Consider the following 19,127-nt stretch of genomic DNA (forward strand, 5'->3'; position numbering starts at 1 on the left):
AAAGCAATTAATTCACCGCATCCAGCTCTTCCCAAAATTCAATGTACGGCGCTTTCTTCATCATCTCTTCGACTACCTCTGCAAAGTCCGGATTGAAGAATGGGCTGCACATATTCCAGAGAGCTCTCGCTCGCTCGGTTCCAAGAATAAAGAAAATGACGCCCCGGTAGCTCAACCATGTTTCTTCGTCCATTGCTCCACTTCTGTGCTGGAGCCACTCGTGCTCGCGGGCGCGCATTTGACCGATAATCCAGAATTGCAGTTTTACCTTTTCGTCAAAACTGGGTGTTTCCTCTTGCGAAAACAGGCGCCCAAGCTCCGGATTCTCGACAATTTTGTAAACACCGTTCTGATCATTCGCAACCTGCGCCTGTCGCGACTCTGAACGCAATAGTTCCGCACCCTGTCGAACCTGAACGGTCAGGTAAATCAGTGTTACGACGACTACAACGACACCGACGATTTCGGCCATATATGCGTATTGCTCGAGCGTCATGGTTACCCCTTGCGTACGTCAGATAGTTGGGAAGACGGTGATTCTACCGATCGAAACTCAATGCCTGCTCCAGGTCAATAGCGGCCGTTCACCACTTGACTAATGTGCGGTGACTGTCGACTAACAAGTGGCGCATTAGCTGAAATGGTTATTCAACCTCGCTCGACGAGAAGTCAATGTGAATGTGATTGCCATCGGGGTCCCATATATTGACCTGAGTGATATCAACCCCGGGCAATGGCGACGTGTCGTAGCGCTCGCCGGCGGCTTCCAGGCGCGCAATCATTTGCTCGAACCCACGCGCCCGAAATGCAAAGTGCTCGAGTTTCAGAGCGCTCTCTGAGCCAGTGCCGGCATCACCTTCAACCGCAATTAGATGAACCATAGCCTGCTCGCCTGCGTATAGCCACGCTCCGGGAAACGGGAAATTGGGCCGTCTGCCGCTGACCATACCAAGCATTGTCTCGTACCAAATCACCATTTGATCGAGATTCGTGGTGCGAATATTGACGTGGTCAAGACGTCCGATTTCCATCATGCTGACTTCCTGCTTGAGGCAAGTTCGTTTCGAATGCTAGCGTTCGTGCTCATCGTCTTCAACAAGATCAGGTTTGCTGTAGTTGATCTCGAGAACGTGCCAGCTCTATATACGCCGCTAAGCAGAAGCAATGGGATTCCGCTCTCGGCCAGAGGCGGCCCGTCGCTACTTTCCAGACCTAAGCTGGTAAGGAGTGCTAAGACCCGAATGACCATTTTGGGTCAGTAGCGGCCCGTCGAACCGAATGCTACGGAGGGGCCGCTTATGGGTGCAAAACGGACTTTCGGATACGACATTGTTTCAGCTGCAGCCTAACGTCTAAGCTCACCCGCACTTGACGCAGGCCGCCTGGAGCGGCAGCGCGCGGTGGGCTGGGTCAAGCGACGGGTGGCGTCGACTGAATTCCAGTACGTCCCGATTCTGACCGCCTGTTCCCGGGTCCGGCCAAAGACCGGCACTATGAATGGGACAGGTATTTGCCCCGACGCAGCGTGCTCAGGATGCCAACAGCGATCGCGAGTATCACGTAACCGCGAACAGCAGTATTCAATAAGAGCACTTTCCTGCCAGCGACCATTCTCGTCTGGGTCACCGTTTCTCCGCGCCGTACCGATTGGACAGGATTACCGAGTATCTGCAACAGGATCGGAAGTTCGACAATGCTGACGTGCAAGGACTCCAGTACGACGTCAAATCATGCGCAGCACGATCACAAGACCGGCTGAACCTAATGCCAATCACGCATAATCGTATGCATCGAACTTAGGATATTGCAGGGCGAGTTTCCGACAGCAGCAGATTATCGCGATTCATATCAGGCTAATTTCGCTTAGATCAGACGTCAGCGCAGCGTCATCCAGCCACAACTGCAGAATGCAGAAATACTTACAGCCACTATGCGGCTTGTTTGATGCCTTCCCGATTCGCGTACCATAAGACCCAGACAAGAAGAAAGATAAGTACCCGCAGGAGAACAATCATGCGAACAATCATCGCCTACGTCATAGCCCTGACAATGGTCGCTTGCGGTTCCGCGGAACCGCCGCCGGAAACCGATGGAGGGGGCAAGGTATTCGACATCGTGCTGTCCGGCGGCACCATCGTCGACGGCCTCGGCAAACCGCGCTTTGATGCCGATGTCGGCGTCAAGGACGGCCGCATCGTTGCGGTGTCCGGCACCGCGCTTAATGCCGACGACGCCGAGGTCTTTGTCGATATCAGCGGCAAGGTGCTCGCGCCCGGTTTCATCGACAACCATGCTCACGTGCAGACGACAATTCACGAGCACCCGCTGGCCGAGAACTTTACGCGCCAGGGCATCACGACGCTGATTGCCAGCCTGCACAGTGGCGACCAGCCATGGCCTCTCGACGACTATGCGAACTCTCTCGACGTTGCGGTGAACGTTGGCTTTTTTGCCGGGCACACATGGACCCGGCAGCAAGTACTGGGTATGGCCAACCGGGCACCGGATCATGATGAACTGCAGGCCATGCGCGACCTCGTCGAACAATCGATGCAGCAGGGGGCACTCGGCCTGTCAACAGGATTGCTATACGTGCCCGCTAACTTTGCCGAAACGGAAGAAGTCATCGAACTCGCGAAAGTGGCGGCTGGCTACGGCGGCATCTACGTGACGCACATGCGCAACGAGGGGTCCGGGCTGCTCGACTCCGTTAATGAAACGATTCGCATCGCACGCGAGGCGAATATCCCGGCGCAAATCAATCATCACAAAGCCACCGGCGTTGCGCAGTGGGGGCAGTCGGAGCAAAGCCTCGCGTTGATTGATGAGGCGCGCGAGGAAGGCATCGATATCGTGCACGACCTGTATCCGTACACTGCTTCCAGCACTTCGTCAGCGGTTCTGTTTCCGCAATGGGTATTCGCCGGCGGCCGTGAAGAACTGGAGAAGCGCCTGACCAACCCGGAGCTGCTGCCACAGATTCGCGAGGAGATACGGCGCGTATTTATGGTCGAGCGCACGGGCAACGACCTCAGTCGCCTGCAGATTCGCGTCATGCCGTCTGATCCGTCATACAACGGCAAGACGCTGGCTGACATTGCTACAGATCGCGGACTGCCGAACAATGTCGAGACCGGCATTGATCTTGCCATCGAATTTCAGTTGAAGGGTGGGTTCTCGGCGATCTACCACGCGATGCACGAACAGGACGTGATCCGCATCATGCAACACCCGCTGGCCATGATCCAAACGGATGGCGACCCGGTGAGCTACGGCCAGGGCTTCCCGCATCCCCGCAGTTACGGCGCATTTCCACGCGTCCTGGGCCGTTACGTGCGTGAGCTCGGCGTACTAACGCTGGAAGAAGCGATCCGGAAAATGACTTCAATGCCAGCGGACCAGTACAACCAGACCGAGCGCGGCCGTGTCGTCGAGGGCACTTATGCCGATCTAGTTGTCTTCGACCCCGAAACGGTTCGCGACACTGCGACCTTCATCGATCCGCACCGCTATCCGACCGGTATCGACCACGTCATCGTCAACGGGCGCTTCGTTATTCGCGCTGGTGCACTGACCGGCGAGCGGCCGGGTGCCTGGATCAAGGGACCCGCGCGGCCAGAGCGCGCCGCAGCAGAGAAATCGTCGCAATGATACCTGGCCCGGGTGCCTTGCTGGTCCGATCGATGGTTACACTGGCGCCAGCGTAGAAACCGCAAGCAACCCCGGCCAGTAATGCATCAACGCGATACAGAAGACGCTCAATAGCGCAAACGACGGAGACTGACCGGGCACAGGCGGAGGTGGTAACAAGACACCCATACTGGCCTGAAGGGCGCTCTTTCAGGACACCCAAGATTGTATGCCGGAGGAACCGTTATTCGTTCATTGGTGCTCATAGCAGCTTCTGGATGGCTATCGTATAAAAGTTCGTCGCACCCGCTGCGAGGACTAACAACAGCGCGCCTGTGTACGAGAATGAGTAGCCAAAAACAGGGGCCTGGAGGACGTTCGACACAAGGAGAACCCCAGAGATGCCGACAAAGGTCCATGCAATGAGCAGATTCCAGATTGGAATATTCTTCCGCGCCGAGTCAGGTAGCCCGAAATGCCTTATCGCGATGTACCCGGATCCAGAACCAACCAGCACGATAAACGCAGCGCTACTGATGATCCAAATTTCGTCGACCGGAAAGCCTCCGCGTGAAATAGCGATTGGCAGTAGCGACATAAAAATGCCGGTAAACCCGATTAGTATCAGCGCGCGAATACGTATCGCATCTTCGGGTGGGAATTTTTCTTCTCTCCTTACGAGCACAAGAAAAATGGCGACGAACCCGACGATCGCCGCGCTTACTTCGGCAAAGACTGTGAGGTGATCGAACGAGGATTCCATGTGCCGCCTAACGCCTAGGCGCACACGCACATGACGCAGGTCGCCTGGAGCGACAGCGCAAAGCGGACTGAGTCATGTGACAGGTGCTGCGCATTGTTAGGCTGCACCGTGCGCCGCCACAATCGGCTGGTTCCCCGAAAGGCGGCTTTTCGACTGGCAAGGGTTCGATCATTCTGTGAGTCTCCAATCGGTTAGAAGCCAACGGGTGGCCCGGTAAAAAAAACGAACCATTCTGCGAATATTCATTCAGCCACGACGGTTTATTTTAGGCTGAGCAAATTATTGTGAGCACTATGCATAGAAAAGGAATCCAGATAATCGGGCGCACCCTAAGATATGCGTCAAAGAACGACCGATCTCGTGAATCCTCGTCAACGTCGTCCTCGATCGCAATGACGATGCCGTTCACTGTAATCGCAACTGCAGGAATGAGCACCGCGGCCAGCCATGACATTTCAGCCATGAAGCGAAGCGCCAACATTGGCGCCACAAACAGAACAAGGATTAGCGCTGTGACAATGACAATGGTGATTACACGACTCATTGCTACCCGACTGTGATTTTTCTTCAATATCAGAACTTCTATTTAAGTTCTCGACCGCCTGTCGTGGGTCAGTAGCCACCGATCATGGCTAATATACTTGACCGACAGCTACTGAGTGTATAGCGCACTGTCAGATTCTTCGATCTCGCTGCTGCGGCCTAACGTCTAAGCTCACCCGCACTTGACGCAGATCGCCTGGAGCGACAGCGCAAGGCGGGCTGAGTCAAGTGAAGGGAGAAGCGATTGTTGGGCTGCTCCTCTACGCAGCTTCAAACTGAATTCTCTGAACATCGGAAAGGTCAGCAGACTTTCTCGCCACCCACAAATCATAATTATGCTGCATAGCAAGCCAGCTTTCCGGAGAACGCCCAAGCGCTTTGGATAGTCGCAAAGCCATCTCAGGACTTACCGCACTACGCATTGCCACGATACGAGCGAGCGTCGACGGAGAAACGTTAAGGCTCTCCGCAAGCGAACGGATGCTGATATCGAAAGGCGAAATATAGGTATCCCGGATAAACTCTCCAGGATGAGGCGGATTACGCATAGTCATTTGTGATAGTCCTCGTAATCCAAAATATGAACATTTCCATCAACAAACTCAATGGTCAGCCGCGATTGCCAGGTGCAAGCGCTTGTTAGGCGTTCACCCCCTGTCTGTTCCAAACACGCATTCAGCTTCCCTCTGTACCCTCTACGATACTCGCCCGGTGGAACACCGTGTTGCTCGGCCACGCGAAATACGCGAGAACACCCAGCACCACTATGGTAACGATTACAGCTACCCACCAGAATACCGCCGAAGCGAACGGTACACCCGCCAACGCCAGCGTTACATTTAGAGAGAGGTGCCCCAGGATCGTTGCTAGCACATGCCCCGTTCGCGCGAACACAAATGCCAGAAAAACACCAAACAGAGCGATAAGAATGAGGAATGGCACGATTGGCGCGATCTGTAGCGCAGTGCCAGGGAAGAAAGCGCCAGCCACATGCCAGCCGCTCCAGAGCACACCACCCAGGAGTGCCGCTCTAGTGAAACCGAACCGCCTACTAAGTCTTGGAATTAGAAATGCCCGCCAGCCGAGTTCCTCGCCGGTGGCACCCGTCACGACTTGCATACCTACGATCAGGAGCCACGCCGAAAACGGGGGCGAAGCGGAGACATCCCCATGCATGCGCGCCGCCAGAACAGCCAATAAGATGGTGGCGAAGGGAACAACGGCAGCAACAGCGAACCAGCCAGCATGTCTGGGAACAGTCAGGACTCGGCTACGTAGATCCGCGATGTTCAGTCGGCCGCCGACAAGCACAGTCAGCAGCACAGCGATAATAGTTGGGGCCCAGACAGTACCAAAGAGGAAGCCATAGACTGCTTGAGCAGATCCTGCTTCGGCAGCGGACCGGAGTGTCCGCTGCAAGGCCCATGTGCTGCCGTATACACCTAGAATGAAGAGAATAATGCCCGCCATTGTGTTCCTTCCACAAGAGATGAATGTGCACGCCTAACAACAAGCTCACCGGAACATTTGTCCGAGTGCAGCGCCTCGTTAGGCCGCACCGTGCGATGAGCCCAACGCCTGCATTCTCAAAAGTAGTCGCTCAAATAGCGAGGACTTCAACATATTGTGCGTCTCCTTTCGGCCAGAAGCAGCCGTTACATTCGCCGAATCGCCTCAATTGGTGGCCAGGTTTCGACGTCGCCACCGTCTACCGACCATGCCTCAAGCTCTGTAGGCATCCCGTCCTTTGTGAATATTCCTATTCCGATCAACGCGCCATTCTCCGCTCGCCCTGACCAGTCCTTGACGGCGTGTGAGTCAGAACTTGTTATCGGTTCATCATCCGTTGATTTGCCAAACAGAATAGTTGGACACTCGCCACAGCCGCAACGCGCAACGCGCAACGACTTTTAGCTCGCTGGCTTCTACGGTCACGCCACCTACTTGCTTCAGTAGGAAATCCAATAGCGCAAACTCCGCAGCGGTCAATTCCCTCTTGTCTGGAATGCAGTACGGAAAGCCTTTTTCCTTCATGAAGAAAGCACCAAAAAATTACCAGATTGTGACCGTCCGCTTTGGGTCAATAGTGATCAGCCAAGTCTAATCCTAGCGAACGTCCACTTTCGGGTACATAGCAGACACTCGGACGCGACACTGTCGCTGTTGCGGCCTAACCTTTGAGCTCACACGCGCCGGCATCTGGCGCGGCGGTCGCGAGTGCAAGCGCTGTGACAGATGCGTCGGGCGGCGGGTGCAGCGATTTGTTAGACGCCCCAGTCGTATGATTCAACAGACAGTGCATCGATCCACTCGTAAATTTTAAAGTTTCGCTGTTCGAGTTCGATTATGAATTCCCGAAAGCTCCTGGCAACCGGCGCGTACTCCGGAGCGGAACGACATATGAAATGAATATCGCCAGTATCAGGGCCAAACGAGTATAAATTGCCGAGCCCATCCTGACCGAAAACGACGTGACCCTTTAGCTCGCCACGGTCCAATACATTTAGCCATTCTGCACGGATAGCAAGTTCGTCGTCTAGGTCGCCGAAGCCAAGAGTTTCGAGCCAAGCCTTTAAGTCTGCCGGAAATCGGAACCCGTGCTTTTGCTCGAGAACTGTGAGGTCAATCCCAGCCTCAGGCTCGTGCGCCTTAAATATTGGCCGCGATCCAAACAACTTCTTCCTACTGGCACTACGCACACGTGTAGCGATATCGTCCATGGGCGTCTAACGACTAAGCTCACCCGCACTTGACGCAGTGCGCCTGGAGCGACAGCGCAAGGCGGGCTGGGTCAAGTGACGGGTGCAGCGAATTGTTAGATGGCATTTATACATTTGCTGATCGCCCTTTAGTTCTCACCCTGCGAGAGCGAGCACCCTGAGCGATCCAGAAAACAGCCGTCGCAAGGGGAAAAACTCCAACTAGAGCAGGATAAGCTGACGCATCTCGCTTTATCGCTGCCACTACGGCAGGGCCAACTATAGGAGCCAATGCGATTACCCCTCCGAACAGGCCAGCAAATATGAAGTTGCTTTGTTTTGAGAATACAACCAGCCACAACGAAATTGCACCCCACAATCCGAGCATACCCCACATCACAAAAATGACACCAAGACCGAAGGCTCCGCTAACCGCAATATGTGCGCCGAAATACACGCCAACTACTGCCAACCATGACAAGAACGTGGCAGGGAGAGCTCCGAATAACAAGGTCAACGCGGCTTTCTTTGTTGCCATCTAACGACTAAGCTCACACGCACTTGACGCAGGTCGCCTGAAGCGACAGCGCAAGGCGGGCTGAGTCAAGTGACGGGTGCAGCGCAATGTTAGGGTTCTCATTCGCATAAGTCGAAGAACTCGTCGATAAGAGCAATTGAACCTCCGGCCGCCATAATATAGTTCACTGACGCTCGTAATAGCATGGCCGCTGCAGTTTCTTTAGCATCGAACTCCATGTCCTCTCCAGACTGATAATGTTTCAGCCAGTCTCTAACACGATTCAGCCTTGAAATTACCTCTTTTCGGCTAGCAGGCGGATGTGATTCGGAGTGCCTAATTGCATCAGCAAACACCTCAACAGTGCTAAGAGAGGGCGGTTCCTTGCGCCTCATCTTGCCCAAAGGTTCCTCCGCGGCGCCGGCGAGTGAAATACAACTCAGGTAGTCAGAGCCATTCAGGTAAAGTTTTATCGCTGTCTCAAGTTGCTGCCGAGCTGCATCTAGCTTGCTGAATTTCTGAACTGACATGAGACGGTAAGAGAAGCCTAACGCTTGAGCTCACTCGCGCCAGCATCTGGCGCGGCGGTTGCGAACGCAAGCGCCGTGACAGATTCGTCCGGCGGCGAGTGCAGCGATTTGTTAGGCGGCAGTGCTCCAATTTGAAGGGGTTTCATCTCAATGGTGTACCGTCTGGGTTTACCGCTTCCTCGTCTCGAAGCGTTGGGTAATACACTCGCTTATGCTCCATGCCATAGAATAGAACGCCATGAATTCCTTTTACTTGCGACTTCTTGATTCGTCTCTTATACAACCGAGTAAGGGCTGCGTCGACTTCATCCCTATTCGGGAGATTCAAAAAGTCCTCCGCGAAGGCGACATCCGTACCTTCTTGAAACAAGAGATTGAAGTCCTGTTCTGACGCGGAAAAAATGTCGTACACACTGTTTTCAGCGCCATCGATTACCTGGACGAAAAAATCCTTCACAAATTCGGCCCCACCGCACGTAGACGCTTAAGAATTGTCATTGCCGCCTAACGTCTAAGCTCACTGGCGCCTAGGCCAGTAAACAGAAAACTTGTTGAAGGTCGGAGCGGCCAGTGCAGCGCAATGTTAGGTGGAAAGCCCTTCAGGCTATCGCGTTCGTTGGGATGAGGAAGGGCCGACTTAACTAACGAAGCTACAGCAGGGCTTGGCGAAGCTGCTTGAACCTCAGCGCGTCCACTATTGCCGTGCAAATACAACGGACCCAAACCCGCTGACACGTGCCCCACCCTGCTTCTTATTGTTTGGTGTTGGTAATGCACGTCCGCTAACCCCTCGGTTCGCAGTACGACTTGTTGACAGAATTTACTGCCTTTCGGATGCTGACACCAGCCTCGGCGCTAGTTGCGTTCCTTCTTCTCTTCCCAGCAGCATTGCGAACCGTCCGGTTCATGCAGTGCATTAAAACCTTTTACAATTTCTCGCTTTGCCGCCTAACGACTAAGCTCACACGCACTTGACGCAGTTCGCCTGGAGCAGCAGCGCAAGGCGGGCTGGGTCAAGTGGCGGGTGCAGCGCATTGTTAGGAGGCACCCGTGCCAGCGTAACGAACCCGCGAAAACACTGAAGCCAATCCATTTTTGCCTAGCATCAGGCCCATTCCCAATAAAATCTGAAGCACGTACGACGCTCGTGACCGCAGGCCTTCAATCCAAGCGGTGTCCGTAGGAAACCGTGTGCTTCGACTCACCGCTTCCTGAGCCCAAAGGCTAATCTCCACCGAAACGGCACTAATTACTCCAAACAAAAGGGCGTACAGGCCTACGAGAAATGTACCAACAGCAATTAGATCCGTCTCGTTTTCAGTCTTCGCCAGGGTGGGGTCGGAGTCTTCACTCTCGAAGGCGCAAATTATCGGAGCAAGGCGCCAGACCGAAAGTGCGGCGGCTATGGGGACAACCACAGCAATGATGGATGAGAATGATGCTTGCCACGAATCGGTCATTGGAGAGGAGGATACAGAAAGCGCAAAGCCTAGATGCTCGATCCCGCGCACGAGCAAGAAAACCGCGGCAAGCCTGCAAAGCACGATTCCCGATCCGCTCACGGCCATGTTTCGTGCCTCCTAACGACTAAGCTCACACGCACTTGACGCAGATCGCCTGGAGCGGCAGCGCAAGGCGGGCTGGGTCAAGTGACGGGTGCAGCGCATTGTATGTTCCCTTCCGGGTACTCACCGGGATAAGTTGAGACCCATAAGCCTGTTTGGCTTATCGGTGTACCAGCTCGATGCAGCGCAGGTTCCAGCTAGCACTGAGACCGTTAACAAGCGTGCAGCGGTACATCGTTTCATCAACCAGCTCGGACAGTCGAATGGGCCTCAAGAGCCCGAATGTAGCAAGGGTGAGCAACGATGACCAAACGAAACAAGGCAGTAAACGTAGGGATCGATGTCGGCAAGCAACAGCTTGATGTGTATCTGCTTGAACGACAAAGGGCATTTCAATGTGGCAACGACGAGCTGGCCATTCAGCAGCTACTCGCAAAGCTTAGGCGCTTCAACGTTCAGCGCATCGTGGTCGAGGCTACAGGACGCCTGGAACAACCGTTTGTTCGAGCGGCCCTGGCTCTAGACTTGCCCGTGGTCGTGGTCTCGCCACTGCGGGTACGGCGCTACGCCGCCGCCATCGGCCAGCTGGCCAAGACCGATGCCATTGATGCGCAACTGATCGCCCGCTTCGGCGCCGACTTAAAGCCCGCAATCAACCCGCCGGTTGACGCAGAAACACTGATAATCAAGGACCTGATGGTACGACGCCGGCAACTCATCGAGATGCGGACAATGGAAAAGAACCGTCGGCAGATCATGCCAGCGGTCCTGCAGGACAGTATCGATCAGCTCATTAACACAATCGATGAACAGCTTAAGTCGCTCGACCAACAACTCGACCAGGCCGTCGATGCACACACTGAATGGCGCCACAAACGAGACCGACTCATGAGCATGCCGGGTATCGGCAAGACCGTGGCCTACACGTTGCTCGGCGACATGCCTGAACTGGGGAACCTGAGTCGACGCCAGATCGCTGCATTGACCGGTGTTGCACCGTACAACCACGACAGCGGTCGAATGCGCGGCAGGCGCCGCATCCGCGGTGGCAGAAGTTCATCGCGCACTGTGCTGTTTCTCAGTGCCATGTCCGCCATCCGATTTAACCCGGACATCAAGACGTTTTACGAACGTCTCGTGGCCAACGGAAAACACAAGAAAGTGGCACTCACCGCCTGCATCCGAAAAATCGTTACAGCGCTAAATGCCATGCTACGGGATGACAAAAACTGGAGCCCGGCATGAATTAATACTTGACGGGACAACACAGTCGCTTGTTAGGCATCCGATTCCAATTCGACATCAGAAAAGGCTGCGTCGCTCTTCAAAGCACTCAGTATCGCAGCAACCAGGGAATCATCGGATTGCATTTTGTTACGGCCGAGGAGCTTCTCCTTAACCGATCTCTGCTTCTCGATCTGAATCATCCAGTTCAAATCGACATTCGCAAAATCCTCCCCACCCTCAAATTGGCCCGAAGCGCCAACGAGGTATTCCGACTCCCCAGCACCAACCTCCGTGTACCAGCCCCAGTCCTCTACATCCGGCTCCGTTGACGTGTATTGCGAAGCAAATACATTGTCCCGAAGCCAGATCAATACACTCTCACCAGCAATCGGGTTGATTGGATTTGGTTGCTCTTTGCTTGGATCGAATAGCGACGTTTTAAAAGAAATCAGCTGTGCCATGGGGATGCCTAACGTCTAAGCTCACACGCACTTGACGCAGACCGCCTGGAGCGGCAGCGCAAGGCGGGCTGAGTCAAGTGACGGGTGCAGCGCAATGTTAGGTGGCACCTTCTTCATAGGGAAAGATTACTAAATCCCGCATAGACAATCATAATCGCAAGTGCAATGAGGAAAAGCGGTGACAACGGCTCCAATAAATCCCACATTCGACGCGCTATTTTTTCTGTCTTTGTAGGAGCAACCAGCGAATCTGCAACGTGCAGCAGATCATCCGGAATATCACGCCCCTGAATCAGAGCAAAATAGACGCGACATCGAGGGGAAAGATACATCCAGAAAATGACGCCGACAAGAATGGTAGCCAAGACAGTTAGCCTTAAATCCGATATGGCCGGCGATCCTGTAATTCGGGCATTGGTTAGATATGCCAGAATTGCCGCGAATAGGGCAACCAAAACTACCCGGCTCGCGGAATGGTTGGTCACCAGCGCGTACACAACAACAAACGGTGCGAGAAAAAATACGGCAACCGCAATTATGACGCCCGACGGAGCACCCTCCCCAAAAGAGGAATAGCCCATAATTCCGAAGACACCAAACAATATTGTTGCGACAGACATGAGGAGAAGACCGAACATAATCAGACGCAGAAAAAGCGGCGGAGTAACGCCTGGCCGATTGATGTAGCCGCCAGTCCAGAACTTGAGTTTTCCTGCCCCCCTCATTTGTGCCACCTATTCATTGATACTGGTAAAGGTAAGTCCGTGACGTACGAATGATGTTCGTCAGCATGTCGTTGGTGAGTGCAACCTAACGTCTAAGCTCACACGCACTTGACGCAGACCGCCTGGAGCGGCAGCGCAAGGCGGGCTGAGTCAAGTGACGGGTGCAGCGCAATGTTAGGCTGCATTGGCAACACTCTCTATCTCCCTCATATAGAACCACCTGCCTAATACTGCTCCGCCTAATGCCGCTATACCAATTAGAGCTAGCCCAATCCACTGCTCCACCGCAACTTCAACGAAGCTTACCGGCCCTGCAACCCGCGCAATATCATAAACAAGATAAGTGACCGCCAGCCAAGCTGACACACTTAAAAAGAGTGATGGACCAATGAAGGATCTTCGAGCGATCAATGCACCGATTCCGACCGCGATGAACCAACTGATTGCCGATTCGATTTGAAGCGGAGTGATGCTCGCAACGACTGGCTCGGCCAGCGAAGCATCTGTTGAAGCGATTGGGCCCAGGATAAGACCGATTGCTAAGGTAACTGTCAAAGCAACAACTGTTCGCATTTCAGTTCTCCTCGGAAGTTATTCTGCTGCCTAACTATAAGTAGTGAGCAAAAATGCGTGATGTAAATGCATGAAAAACTCAATTTGTCGGGCTGAAGGGACGGGCAACTTCCTGATTAGCTTACAAGTGCGGTTTGATATGTTGCGTATAAAAGGGATGAAGAAATTGCGCGCATGTTGATAATCTCTGACCGGTTCGCGGGCGTCAATCAAACCTTTAACACTTACTGGCCCTAAGGCATTCAGCCCCTTCCTCAATTCCCCGGCGACATCTCCCGATCCCAGTTCAACACACCGTGCTTCTTCAGCACCCGCATCAAGTCATCCAGCGGAATTGCTTCGCGTTTGCCACGCGAACTCTCAACCGTTGTTGCTTTGAAGATGGCGTTGTAAATCGCTTCCTCGGTTGCTTCCACTGTTGCTGCGAACAGCGGTGACATCGCTTCATTGGTTAACGATGGCGCAACAAACGGCTCCATCCCTTCGCGGGGGCGACGAACGTCCGGGTGCGTCGAGAAGGCAATGACGTAATCGCCGGAACCGTTGCTCGCGAACGAACCGGTTCGTGCCAGCCCCATCATCGCGCGTTTGGCGACGCGGTCCAGGGCACGTGCTGTCAGTGGGGCATCAGTCGCGACTACCATCATGATCGAACCGTCTTCCTGGCGATCATCAACACCCTTCTTTTCGAGCTGGGCTCGGTAGGAATACTGGCCCAACTCGCGGCCAACCGGCGCGCCGTTCATGGTCAGCACGCCACCAAAGTTTGTTTGTACCAGCACGCCAACGGTGTAACCGCCCAGCGATTGGGGCAATAAGCGAGAGCTGGTTCCTATACCGCCTTTCCAGGCGAACGCTTGCGTTCCCACACCGGCACCGACACTGCCCTCCGCTACCGGGCCGCTGCTCGCGTTGTTGAGTGCTTCGTAAACTTCATCATGGCCTATCACGTCAGCCCACATGTTGTTGACGGCACCGTCGTTGGTTTCACCCACCACCGGATTTACCGTGTGCTCGCCCATACCCGGTTGTTCGTAGACCCATTCTTTCAGCGCGTTGGCGGCACTCCATACGCACAAGGTGCAGGTCAGCAACACCGGCGTTTCAAGCTCACCGAACTCATGAATTTGCGTTGCACCCACGAGCTTGCCGTAGCCATTGCCAACGTACAGCCACGCCGGTACCGGGTGTGTATACAGATTGCCGGGGCCGGGAATGATCGCGGTGACACCCGTTCGTATGTCGTCACCTTCGATCTTGGTTGAGTGACCAACCCGGACGCCTTCAACATCGGTGATTGCATTCAGCGGACCGGTAGGCAGTACGCCCACCACCAGACCCGCTTCCCGCGCGCGGGGTCGTTCCTCGGCAACCGCAAGCGATGCCGTGCAAACAGCGACCGTAACAACGACCGCGAGCTTCAGAAATTGAGTTGGGCGCATGAGATCCCCGTTAGCAAGGTAAAAATGCACCTTAGGGTCTCGTGCGAGGGCTGGCAAGCCCGAAGACCCGGCTGCCGGGTGGCAGCCGGGGTTTAGTCGATCAGTTAAAGACGTCGAAAATGTGGCTGTACTTGAGAATGAACTCACGGCCCGCTGGCGGTGCACCGACACCACGGTCATCAACCTCGTTGTACACAAGGTACAAACCGGAGTTGGCCGACTGCAGCCACGAGAAACGCAGGTTGGTGCCGACTACGTCCGTGCTGTCGTTGTGCTGTACCAGCGCCTGCAACAGCATCTTCGGCGTAAACGAATACGACAAGCGCAGGCGAGTCAGGTTGACTTTAAAGTCGCCGTTCGCCACCGGTAAGTCGAAATCGTTGTACTGCATTGACAACTCGGAGCTGAAGCGCTCACCCACGCGGTACTTCAACGTCGGCTCCAGCGTCACCCGGTCGCCGCCGAAACGGCCGCCGATAAAGGTCCGGAGGTTCGCACTGAACGGCGCACTCTGATCCGTGGTGAGATAAAATTGTGCTTCACGGTGATCATAGGTTCCCGGCATTACGGTAACGCCCGGCACGATGTCGAACGCTTCTTTAACGCCAGACTTCGTAAAGTTCATGCCGGTGTGCACTTCGAAACCAGTCTTCCATTCCCAGTGCGAATCAACGTGTACGTAGCCGGTTTCCTGGAAGCCATCAAAATCCCAGTAACCGTTCCATGAGACGTGCGGCCGTATCTCCAGCAAGCCCCACAAATCGTCAGGGCGGATCCGGCGCATGATATTCGCGTTGCCTTTACGGTATTCACTGCGCGACAAAAAGCCCACTTCCGGGTTGAAGCCTTCTCTCACTTCCGTGTACCCCAGGCCCATACTGTACTCGGCGGAATCGTAGGCACCGTTCACGGAATAAGCCGTTTCGCGGCCTTCCATTTCCGGTGTCGCGGTCGCTGCGGCCCACGCTTGCAGCAGCAGGTTGTCACCGATACCCCAACGGCCATCGATGGCATAAGTCTGGTTTTCATCGGTACTGCTGTCGCCGGTAATACTGCCATCCCCATCGCGATTCACGATCAAGAAGCCCACTGATGAACGGTTGGCCAATTCCTGATTCACGCGCGCAACCGTGAAATTGTTGGCAGGCGCAACACCGTCCAGGCCATCGGCGGCCATGTGCAGGAAGCCGACGTTGGTGCTGCTGCCAACCTTGCCCGACAAGCGAACGCCACCATCGATCGGCAACGGTATGCCGCCCGGACCCACACCAATGCGGCGACTGAAGAACAACTCGACCTGCTCGGAATTGCCCACCGAGAACTGGCCGGCATTCTCGAGGAAGAACGGACGCTTCTCCGGGAAGAACAAACTGAAACGGTCCAGGTTGACCTGTTGCTCGTCCGCTTCCACCTGCGCGAAGTCAGTGTTGTACGTAGCATCAAGCGTCAGGCTGGGTGTAATCGAGTACTTGAGATCGAAGCCGAACTCCTGGTCTGTCTCGGTGCCCGACAACATTCCGCCACGTGCGGCTTTACCCAGAATGTAAGGCGTAATTTTCAGGTTGCGCTGCGGCGGCGGATCAATGCCGCTGATCGTGCCCGCTTCTGACACGCGATAGAGCGTGCGCTGTCGCGACAATGGTGCCCAGAACGCCACTTCATTGTTGCGGCGAATATTGCGTTGGAAGTTAAAGCCCCAGTCCTGAGCATCACCCGCGGAATAGCGCAATGTTCGGAACGGAATTTCAAACTCCGCACTCCAGCCGATGTCCGAAATCTTTGCACTGACTTTCCAGCTCGCATCCCAGTTCAGATTGAAACCGCCACCACCGGTCGACGTCTGGCTCGAACCCTCTTTCGTGACCTGACCGTCGTATTCCAGGCCGGCCGGGTTGGTACCAAACACGAAACCGTTCTGTCGGTCACGCATGCCGTCGATCAGAATCTGGAAGCTGTCCGTATTGTTTAGCTCGGAGTCGCGCCGACTGTCGGACACGATAATGCCGTCCGGATTGTCGTCGTAAGCCACCATGCCGATGTACAGAGAATCGTCGGTGAAGCCGATGAACACTTCCGTCTTCTGGCTGGCAGGTTGCCCCTCGGCCGGCTGAATCTGCCAGAAGTCGCCGGTCGGAACCACGTTGCTCCAGGCCGGATCATTCAGCACGTCGCCATCGAGTTCCGGCATCGTGGTCAGCGGGTACGCCTGGCTGTTCGGCCGCGGCGATGAAGGCCCGGCGGTTTGTGCGCTGCTCACACCTGCTGCAACTACCAACACGGCACCCAGCCAACTCCCTCGCAACCGGGCGCGCTTCTCAAAATTCTTCACTATTACCCCCATGATGCTTGCGCCGGGGACGGCGCAAGCCACTCTATCCACCACTAATTAGTCAGAAAACCGCCCGGACAGACACCCGGCGACCCGCACTGTTCGTGCAGATCCGACAGGATACATGACGTTCGGTTCGCAAAAACCCGAAATATTCAGTTTCAAACGAACGAATTGCGTCGCTGTGGTCAATCCGTCTTCAACATTTCGCTATAACCGAACAGACCCGCGGAACCGCCGGTATGCACGAAAACCACGTGCTTGGCATCGGCCAGTAAACCGTTCTTGATTTGATCGATCATCCCGGCGAGCCCCTTGCCGCTGTACACAGGATCAACCAGCAAGCCTTCAAGTCGGGCGATCAGCAGCACTGCCTCGTTCATCGCCTCAGTGGGTACGCCGTAGCCCGGCCCGACGTAATCGCAGTTTGCGATCACATCGGCGCGCTTCACAACGCCCGGCGCACCGACAAATTCGGCTGTCTCCATAGCCAGCTTGTAAACCTTCTCTTCCTGCAGTTCTTGTGGCGCGTTTACGCCGATGCCGAGTAAAGGAATGCCGCTGTGAGTTGCCTTGAGACCGACGATCAGACCCGCCTGCGTGCCGGCGCTGCCGGTTGCATGCACGATGTGATCGATCGGCAAACTGGCGCTGTTCGCCTGCGACATGATCTCCAGCGCACAATCAATGTAGCCCAGCGCGCCGATCACGTTCGAGCCACCGCCAGGAATGATGTACGGTGTTTCGCCTCGCGCTCGCAGTTTTTCAGCAACGGCTTCCATTTCGGCATTCATGTCGCTGCCTTTCTCGACTTCGCGAATGCGCGCGCCATAAATCCGGTCCAGCAGAACGTTGCCCGAGCTCTTGTAGGATTCCGGCGCATCACCGACGCGCTTTTCGAATACGAGGTCGCAGCTCAAGCCAAGTTTGCAAGCCGCTGCTGCCGTCTGCCGTGCGTGATTCGACTGCACTGCGCCCTGCGTGATGATCGCCGTGGCTTTCTTGTTAAGCGCGTCGGCCATCAGGAATTCGAGTTTGCGGGTCTTGTTGCCACCGGTACCCAAACCCGTGCAGTCGTCGCGTTTTACGTAGATGTCCGGGCCACCCAGGTGTTTACTCAGACGTGGCAAATGCTCCAGCGGAGTCGGCAAGTGGGCCAGGGAAACGCGGGGGAAACGGGATAAGAGCACAGATAGATCCTCTGTTGATGTCTGTTAATGCGTGAGTTGAGCACGCAGCGACGTCTCGCCCAGCGCCAGACTGACTGTCCGGCGTGCGAGTTCGTCAGTGGATGAAATAAGCGGCACGGTCACGTGCTCTTGCTTCAGGACCAGCGGAATCTCGGTGCAACCCGCGATGATTGCATCTGCGCCCTGTTCAACGAGGCGACGAGCGACCTCCGCCATGCCCGCTGAAACGGCGCTGCTCTGATCGCCGGCTTTGACCCGGTCAATAAGTGCCATCAGCTCCGCACGCATGTCGCCTTCGACCGGCAGCGGGACCAGACCTGCGCTCTCCAGCGCGTCCTGGTACAACGCCGCCTCCAGACACGCCGGTGTTGCCATGATGCCCACCTTGCGAACCTTGCCTGTACTTTCGGCAACGGTCTGCACGGTTACATCGATGATGTTAATAAAAGGAATCGTAATGCGCTGCAGTGCACGATCCAGCCAGCCGTGCGCCGTGTTGCACACCAGCACCAGAAAATCGGCGCCGGCCGCTTCCAGCCGTTCCGCCATTTGTGCAAGGTTTTCGCGAATGCGCGCGTCATCTTCAACTGACGCGTTCTGCCGACTCGGCACTTTCGGGTCATGATCGACAAGCATGCGGATGTGGTCCTGATCGCGTTCAGCGGGCGTCAGTGCAATGACCTTCTGCATGAAATCGAGCGTGGCATCCGGACCCATTCCTCCGAGTACACCGACGGTTTTTTGCTTGCTCAATGGCTTTCCTTCCTAATCGCGCTTCGTCGTGGTCGCAGACAACGTTCTCAATTAAATCATCGCAAACAATGAGCACGTCGATGCAGCTTGCAGACCGGCTGCCCGGTCAGGATCGGCATTGTCGCTCGCCATGCGGCCAACGGCCAGCGCTTCTGCAACATTTCGGCGTCAACCGGGTTG

Annotated in this window: 21 protein-coding genes; 3 read left to right on the forward strand and 18 right to left on the reverse strand. The window is 55.2% G+C overall.

Annotated elements, in window-relative coordinates; all coding sequences use genetic code 11:
- Nucleotides 1–7 precede the first annotated feature (7 nt).
- The 3 genes from AC0L8N_RS03980 to AC0L8N_RS03990 form a co-directional block, all read right to left on the reverse strand.
- On the reverse strand, nucleotides 8–496 hold the full coding sequence (locus AC0L8N_RS03980) for a hypothetical protein (RefSeq protein ID WP_473666278.1): 489 nt from the start codon (nucleotides 494–496) through the stop codon (nucleotides 8–10).
- 148 nt (nucleotides 497–644) lie between these two features.
- On the reverse strand, nucleotides 645–1,034 hold the full coding sequence (locus AC0L8N_RS03985; RefSeq protein WP_473666279.1) for a VOC family protein: 390 nt from the start codon (nucleotides 1,032–1,034) through the stop codon (nucleotides 645–647).
- 457 nt (nucleotides 1,035–1,491) lie between these two features.
- Nucleotides 1,492–1,626 carry a hypothetical protein gene (locus AC0L8N_RS03990; protein ID WP_473666280.1) on the reverse strand — a complete coding sequence of 45 codons (135 nt, stop codon included), beginning with the start codon at nucleotides 1,624–1,626 and terminating at the stop codon, nucleotides 1,492–1,494.
- Between the two features lie 21 nt (nucleotides 1,627–1,647).
- On the opposite strand from AC0L8N_RS03990, the gene AC0L8N_RS03995 reads away from it, so the two are divergent.
- Both AC0L8N_RS03995 and AC0L8N_RS04000 read left to right on the forward strand, forming a co-directional pair.
- A complete protein-coding gene (locus tag AC0L8N_RS03995) occupies nucleotides 1,648–1,800 on the forward strand; it encodes a hypothetical protein (protein WP_473666281.1) in 153 nt (50 codons plus the stop codon).
- A 213-nt stretch (nucleotides 1,801–2,013) separates the two neighbouring features.
- The gene (locus AC0L8N_RS04000) at nucleotides 2,014–3,651 is read left to right on the forward strand and encodes an N-acyl-D-amino-acid deacylase family protein (protein WP_473666282.1); all 1,638 of its coding nucleotides are present in this window, start codon (nucleotides 2,014–2,016) and stop codon (nucleotides 3,649–3,651) included.
- 241 nt (nucleotides 3,652–3,892) lie between these two features.
- Here the strand turns inward: AC0L8N_RS04000 and AC0L8N_RS04005 are convergent, their stop codons facing one another.
- The 8 genes from AC0L8N_RS04005 to AC0L8N_RS04040 form a co-directional block, all read right to left on the reverse strand.
- Nucleotides 3,893–4,393, reverse strand: a complete 501-nt coding sequence (locus tag AC0L8N_RS04005) for a hypothetical protein (protein WP_473666283.1) — start codon at nucleotides 4,391–4,393, stop codon at nucleotides 3,893–3,895.
- Nucleotides 4,394–4,658: 265 nt separating this feature from the next.
- Nucleotides 4,659–4,937 (reverse strand): hypothetical protein, encoded by a 279-nt coding sequence (locus AC0L8N_RS04010; RefSeq protein WP_473666284.1) that lies wholly within the window; start codon nucleotides 4,935–4,937, stop codon nucleotides 4,659–4,661.
- 259 nt (nucleotides 4,938–5,196) lie between these two features.
- Nucleotides 5,197–5,490: a HigA family addiction module antitoxin gene (locus AC0L8N_RS04015; RefSeq protein WP_473666285.1), complete on the reverse strand. Its 294-nt coding sequence runs from the start codon at nucleotides 5,488–5,490 to the stop codon at nucleotides 5,197–5,199.
- A gap of 121 nt (nucleotides 5,491–5,611) precedes the next feature.
- Nucleotides 5,612–6,406 (reverse strand): CPBP family intramembrane glutamic endopeptidase, encoded by a 795-nt coding sequence (locus AC0L8N_RS04020; RefSeq protein WP_473666286.1) that lies wholly within the window; start codon nucleotides 6,404–6,406, stop codon nucleotides 5,612–5,614.
- A 369-nt stretch (nucleotides 6,407–6,775) separates the two neighbouring features.
- Nucleotides 6,776–6,970: a hypothetical protein gene (locus AC0L8N_RS04025; protein ID WP_473666287.1), complete on the reverse strand. Its 195-nt coding sequence runs from the start codon at nucleotides 6,968–6,970 to the stop codon at nucleotides 6,776–6,778.
- 230 nt (nucleotides 6,971–7,200) lie between these two features.
- A complete protein-coding gene (locus tag AC0L8N_RS04030) occupies nucleotides 7,201–7,656 on the reverse strand; it encodes an SMI1/KNR4 family protein (RefSeq protein WP_473666288.1) in 456 nt (151 codons plus the stop codon).
- 615 nt (nucleotides 7,657–8,271) lie between these two features.
- Nucleotides 8,272–8,682 carry a hypothetical protein gene (locus AC0L8N_RS04035; protein WP_473666289.1) on the reverse strand — a complete coding sequence of 137 codons (411 nt, stop codon included), beginning with the start codon at nucleotides 8,680–8,682 and terminating at the stop codon, nucleotides 8,272–8,274.
- A 1,037-nt stretch (nucleotides 8,683–9,719) separates the two neighbouring features.
- On the reverse strand, nucleotides 9,720–10,250 hold the full coding sequence (locus AC0L8N_RS04040; protein WP_473666290.1) for a hypothetical protein: 531 nt from the start codon (nucleotides 10,248–10,250) through the stop codon (nucleotides 9,720–9,722).
- A gap of 300 nt (nucleotides 10,251–10,550) precedes the next feature.
- On the opposite strand from AC0L8N_RS04040, the gene AC0L8N_RS04045 reads away from it, so the two are divergent.
- Complete coding sequence (locus tag AC0L8N_RS04045; RefSeq protein ID WP_473666291.1) at nucleotides 10,551–11,492, forward strand: IS110 family RNA-guided transposase; 942 nt, start codon at nucleotides 10,551–10,553, stop codon at nucleotides 11,490–11,492.
- Nucleotides 11,493–11,524: 32 nt separating this feature from the next.
- Here the strand turns inward: AC0L8N_RS04045 and AC0L8N_RS04050 are convergent, their stop codons facing one another.
- The 7 genes from AC0L8N_RS04050 to cuyB form a co-directional block, all read right to left on the reverse strand.
- A complete protein-coding gene (locus AC0L8N_RS04050) occupies nucleotides 11,525–11,935 on the reverse strand; it encodes a hypothetical protein (RefSeq protein ID WP_473666292.1) in 411 nt (136 codons plus the stop codon).
- A 113-nt stretch (nucleotides 11,936–12,048) separates the two neighbouring features.
- Nucleotides 12,049–12,669: a hypothetical protein gene (locus tag AC0L8N_RS04055; protein WP_473666293.1), complete on the reverse strand. Its 621-nt coding sequence runs from the start codon at nucleotides 12,667–12,669 to the stop codon at nucleotides 12,049–12,051.
- Between the two features lie 165 nt (nucleotides 12,670–12,834).
- A complete protein-coding gene (locus tag AC0L8N_RS04060) occupies nucleotides 12,835–13,233 on the reverse strand; it encodes a hypothetical protein (RefSeq protein WP_473666294.1) in 399 nt (132 codons plus the stop codon).
- Between the two features lie 254 nt (nucleotides 13,234–13,487).
- The gene (locus AC0L8N_RS04065; RefSeq protein WP_473666295.1) at nucleotides 13,488–14,675 is read right to left on the reverse strand and encodes a P1 family peptidase; all 1,188 of its coding nucleotides are present in this window, start codon (nucleotides 14,673–14,675) and stop codon (nucleotides 13,488–13,490) included.
- A gap of 100 nt (nucleotides 14,676–14,775) precedes the next feature.
- Nucleotides 14,776–17,016, reverse strand: coding sequence for a DUF5916 domain-containing protein (locus AC0L8N_RS04070; RefSeq protein ID WP_473666296.1), 2,241 nt, complete (start codon nucleotides 17,014–17,016; stop codon nucleotides 14,776–14,778).
- 176 nt (nucleotides 17,017–17,192) lie between these two features.
- Nucleotides 17,193–18,194 (reverse strand): D-cysteate sulfo-lyase, encoded by a 1,002-nt coding sequence (gene cuyA, locus AC0L8N_RS04075; RefSeq protein WP_473666297.1) that lies wholly within the window; start codon nucleotides 18,192–18,194, stop codon nucleotides 17,193–17,195.
- Nucleotides 18,195–18,218: 24 nt separating this feature from the next.
- Nucleotides 18,219–18,947, reverse strand: a complete 729-nt coding sequence (gene cuyB, locus AC0L8N_RS04080) for a cysteate racemase (RefSeq protein ID WP_473666298.1) — start codon at nucleotides 18,945–18,947, stop codon at nucleotides 18,219–18,221.
- Nucleotides 18,948–19,127: the final 180 nt, after the last annotated feature.

This window comes from Woeseia sp. D3-10, assembly GCF_055809415.1.

Bases quoted from the DNA above. Each gene is read 5' to 3' on its own strand.
- AC0L8N_RS03980 (WP_473666278.1), bottom strand. From the start codon at position 496: ATGACGCTCGAGCAATACGCATATATGGCCGAAATCGTCGGTGTCGTT.
- AC0L8N_RS03985 (WP_473666279.1), bottom strand. From the start codon at position 1,034: ATGATGGAAATCGGACGTCTTGACCACGTCAATATTCGCACCACGAAT.
- AC0L8N_RS04000 (WP_473666282.1), top strand. From the start codon at position 2,014: ATGCGAACAATCATCGCCTACGTCATAGCCCTGACAATGGTCGCTTGC.
- AC0L8N_RS04005 (WP_473666283.1), bottom strand. From the start codon at position 4,393: ATGGAATCCTCGTTCGATCACCTCACAGTCTTTGCCGAAGTAAGCGCG.
- AC0L8N_RS04010 (WP_473666284.1), bottom strand. From the start codon at position 4,937: ATGAGTCGTGTAATCACCATTGTCATTGTCACAGCGCTAATCCTTGTT.
- AC0L8N_RS04015 (WP_473666285.1), bottom strand. From the start codon at position 5,490: ATGACTATGCGTAATCCGCCTCATCCTGGAGAGTTTATCCGGGATACC.
- AC0L8N_RS04020 (WP_473666286.1), bottom strand. From the start codon at position 6,406: ATGGCGGGCATTATTCTCTTCATTCTAGGTGTATACGGCAGCACATGG.
- AC0L8N_RS04025 (WP_473666287.1), bottom strand. From the start codon at position 6,970: ATGAAGGAAAAAGGCTTTCCGTACTGCATTCCAGACAAGAGGGAATTG.
- AC0L8N_RS04030 (WP_473666288.1), bottom strand. From the start codon at position 7,656: ATGGACGATATCGCTACACGTGTGCGTAGTGCCAGTAGGAAGAAGTTG.
- AC0L8N_RS04035 (WP_473666289.1), bottom strand. From the start codon at position 8,682: ATGTCAGTTCAGAAATTCAGCAAGCTAGATGCAGCTCGGCAGCAACTT.
- AC0L8N_RS04040 (WP_473666290.1), bottom strand. From the start codon at position 10,250: ATGGCCGTGAGCGGATCGGGAATCGTGCTTTGCAGGCTTGCCGCGGTT.
- AC0L8N_RS04045 (WP_473666291.1), top strand. From the start codon at position 10,551: ATGACCAAACGAAACAAGGCAGTAAACGTAGGGATCGATGTCGGCAAG.
- AC0L8N_RS04050 (WP_473666292.1), bottom strand. From the start codon at position 11,935: ATGGCACAGCTGATTTCTTTTAAAACGTCGCTATTCGATCCAAGCAAA.
- AC0L8N_RS04060 (WP_473666294.1), bottom strand. From the start codon at position 13,233: ATGCGAACAGTTGTTGCTTTGACAGTTACCTTAGCAATCGGTCTTATC.
- AC0L8N_RS04065 (WP_473666295.1), bottom strand. From the start codon at position 14,675: ATGCGCCCAACTCAATTTCTGAAGCTCGCGGTCGTTGTTACGGTCGCT.
- AC0L8N_RS04070 (WP_473666296.1), bottom strand. From the start codon at position 17,016: ATGGGGGTAATAGTGAAGAATTTTGAGAAGCGCGCCCGGTTGCGAGGG.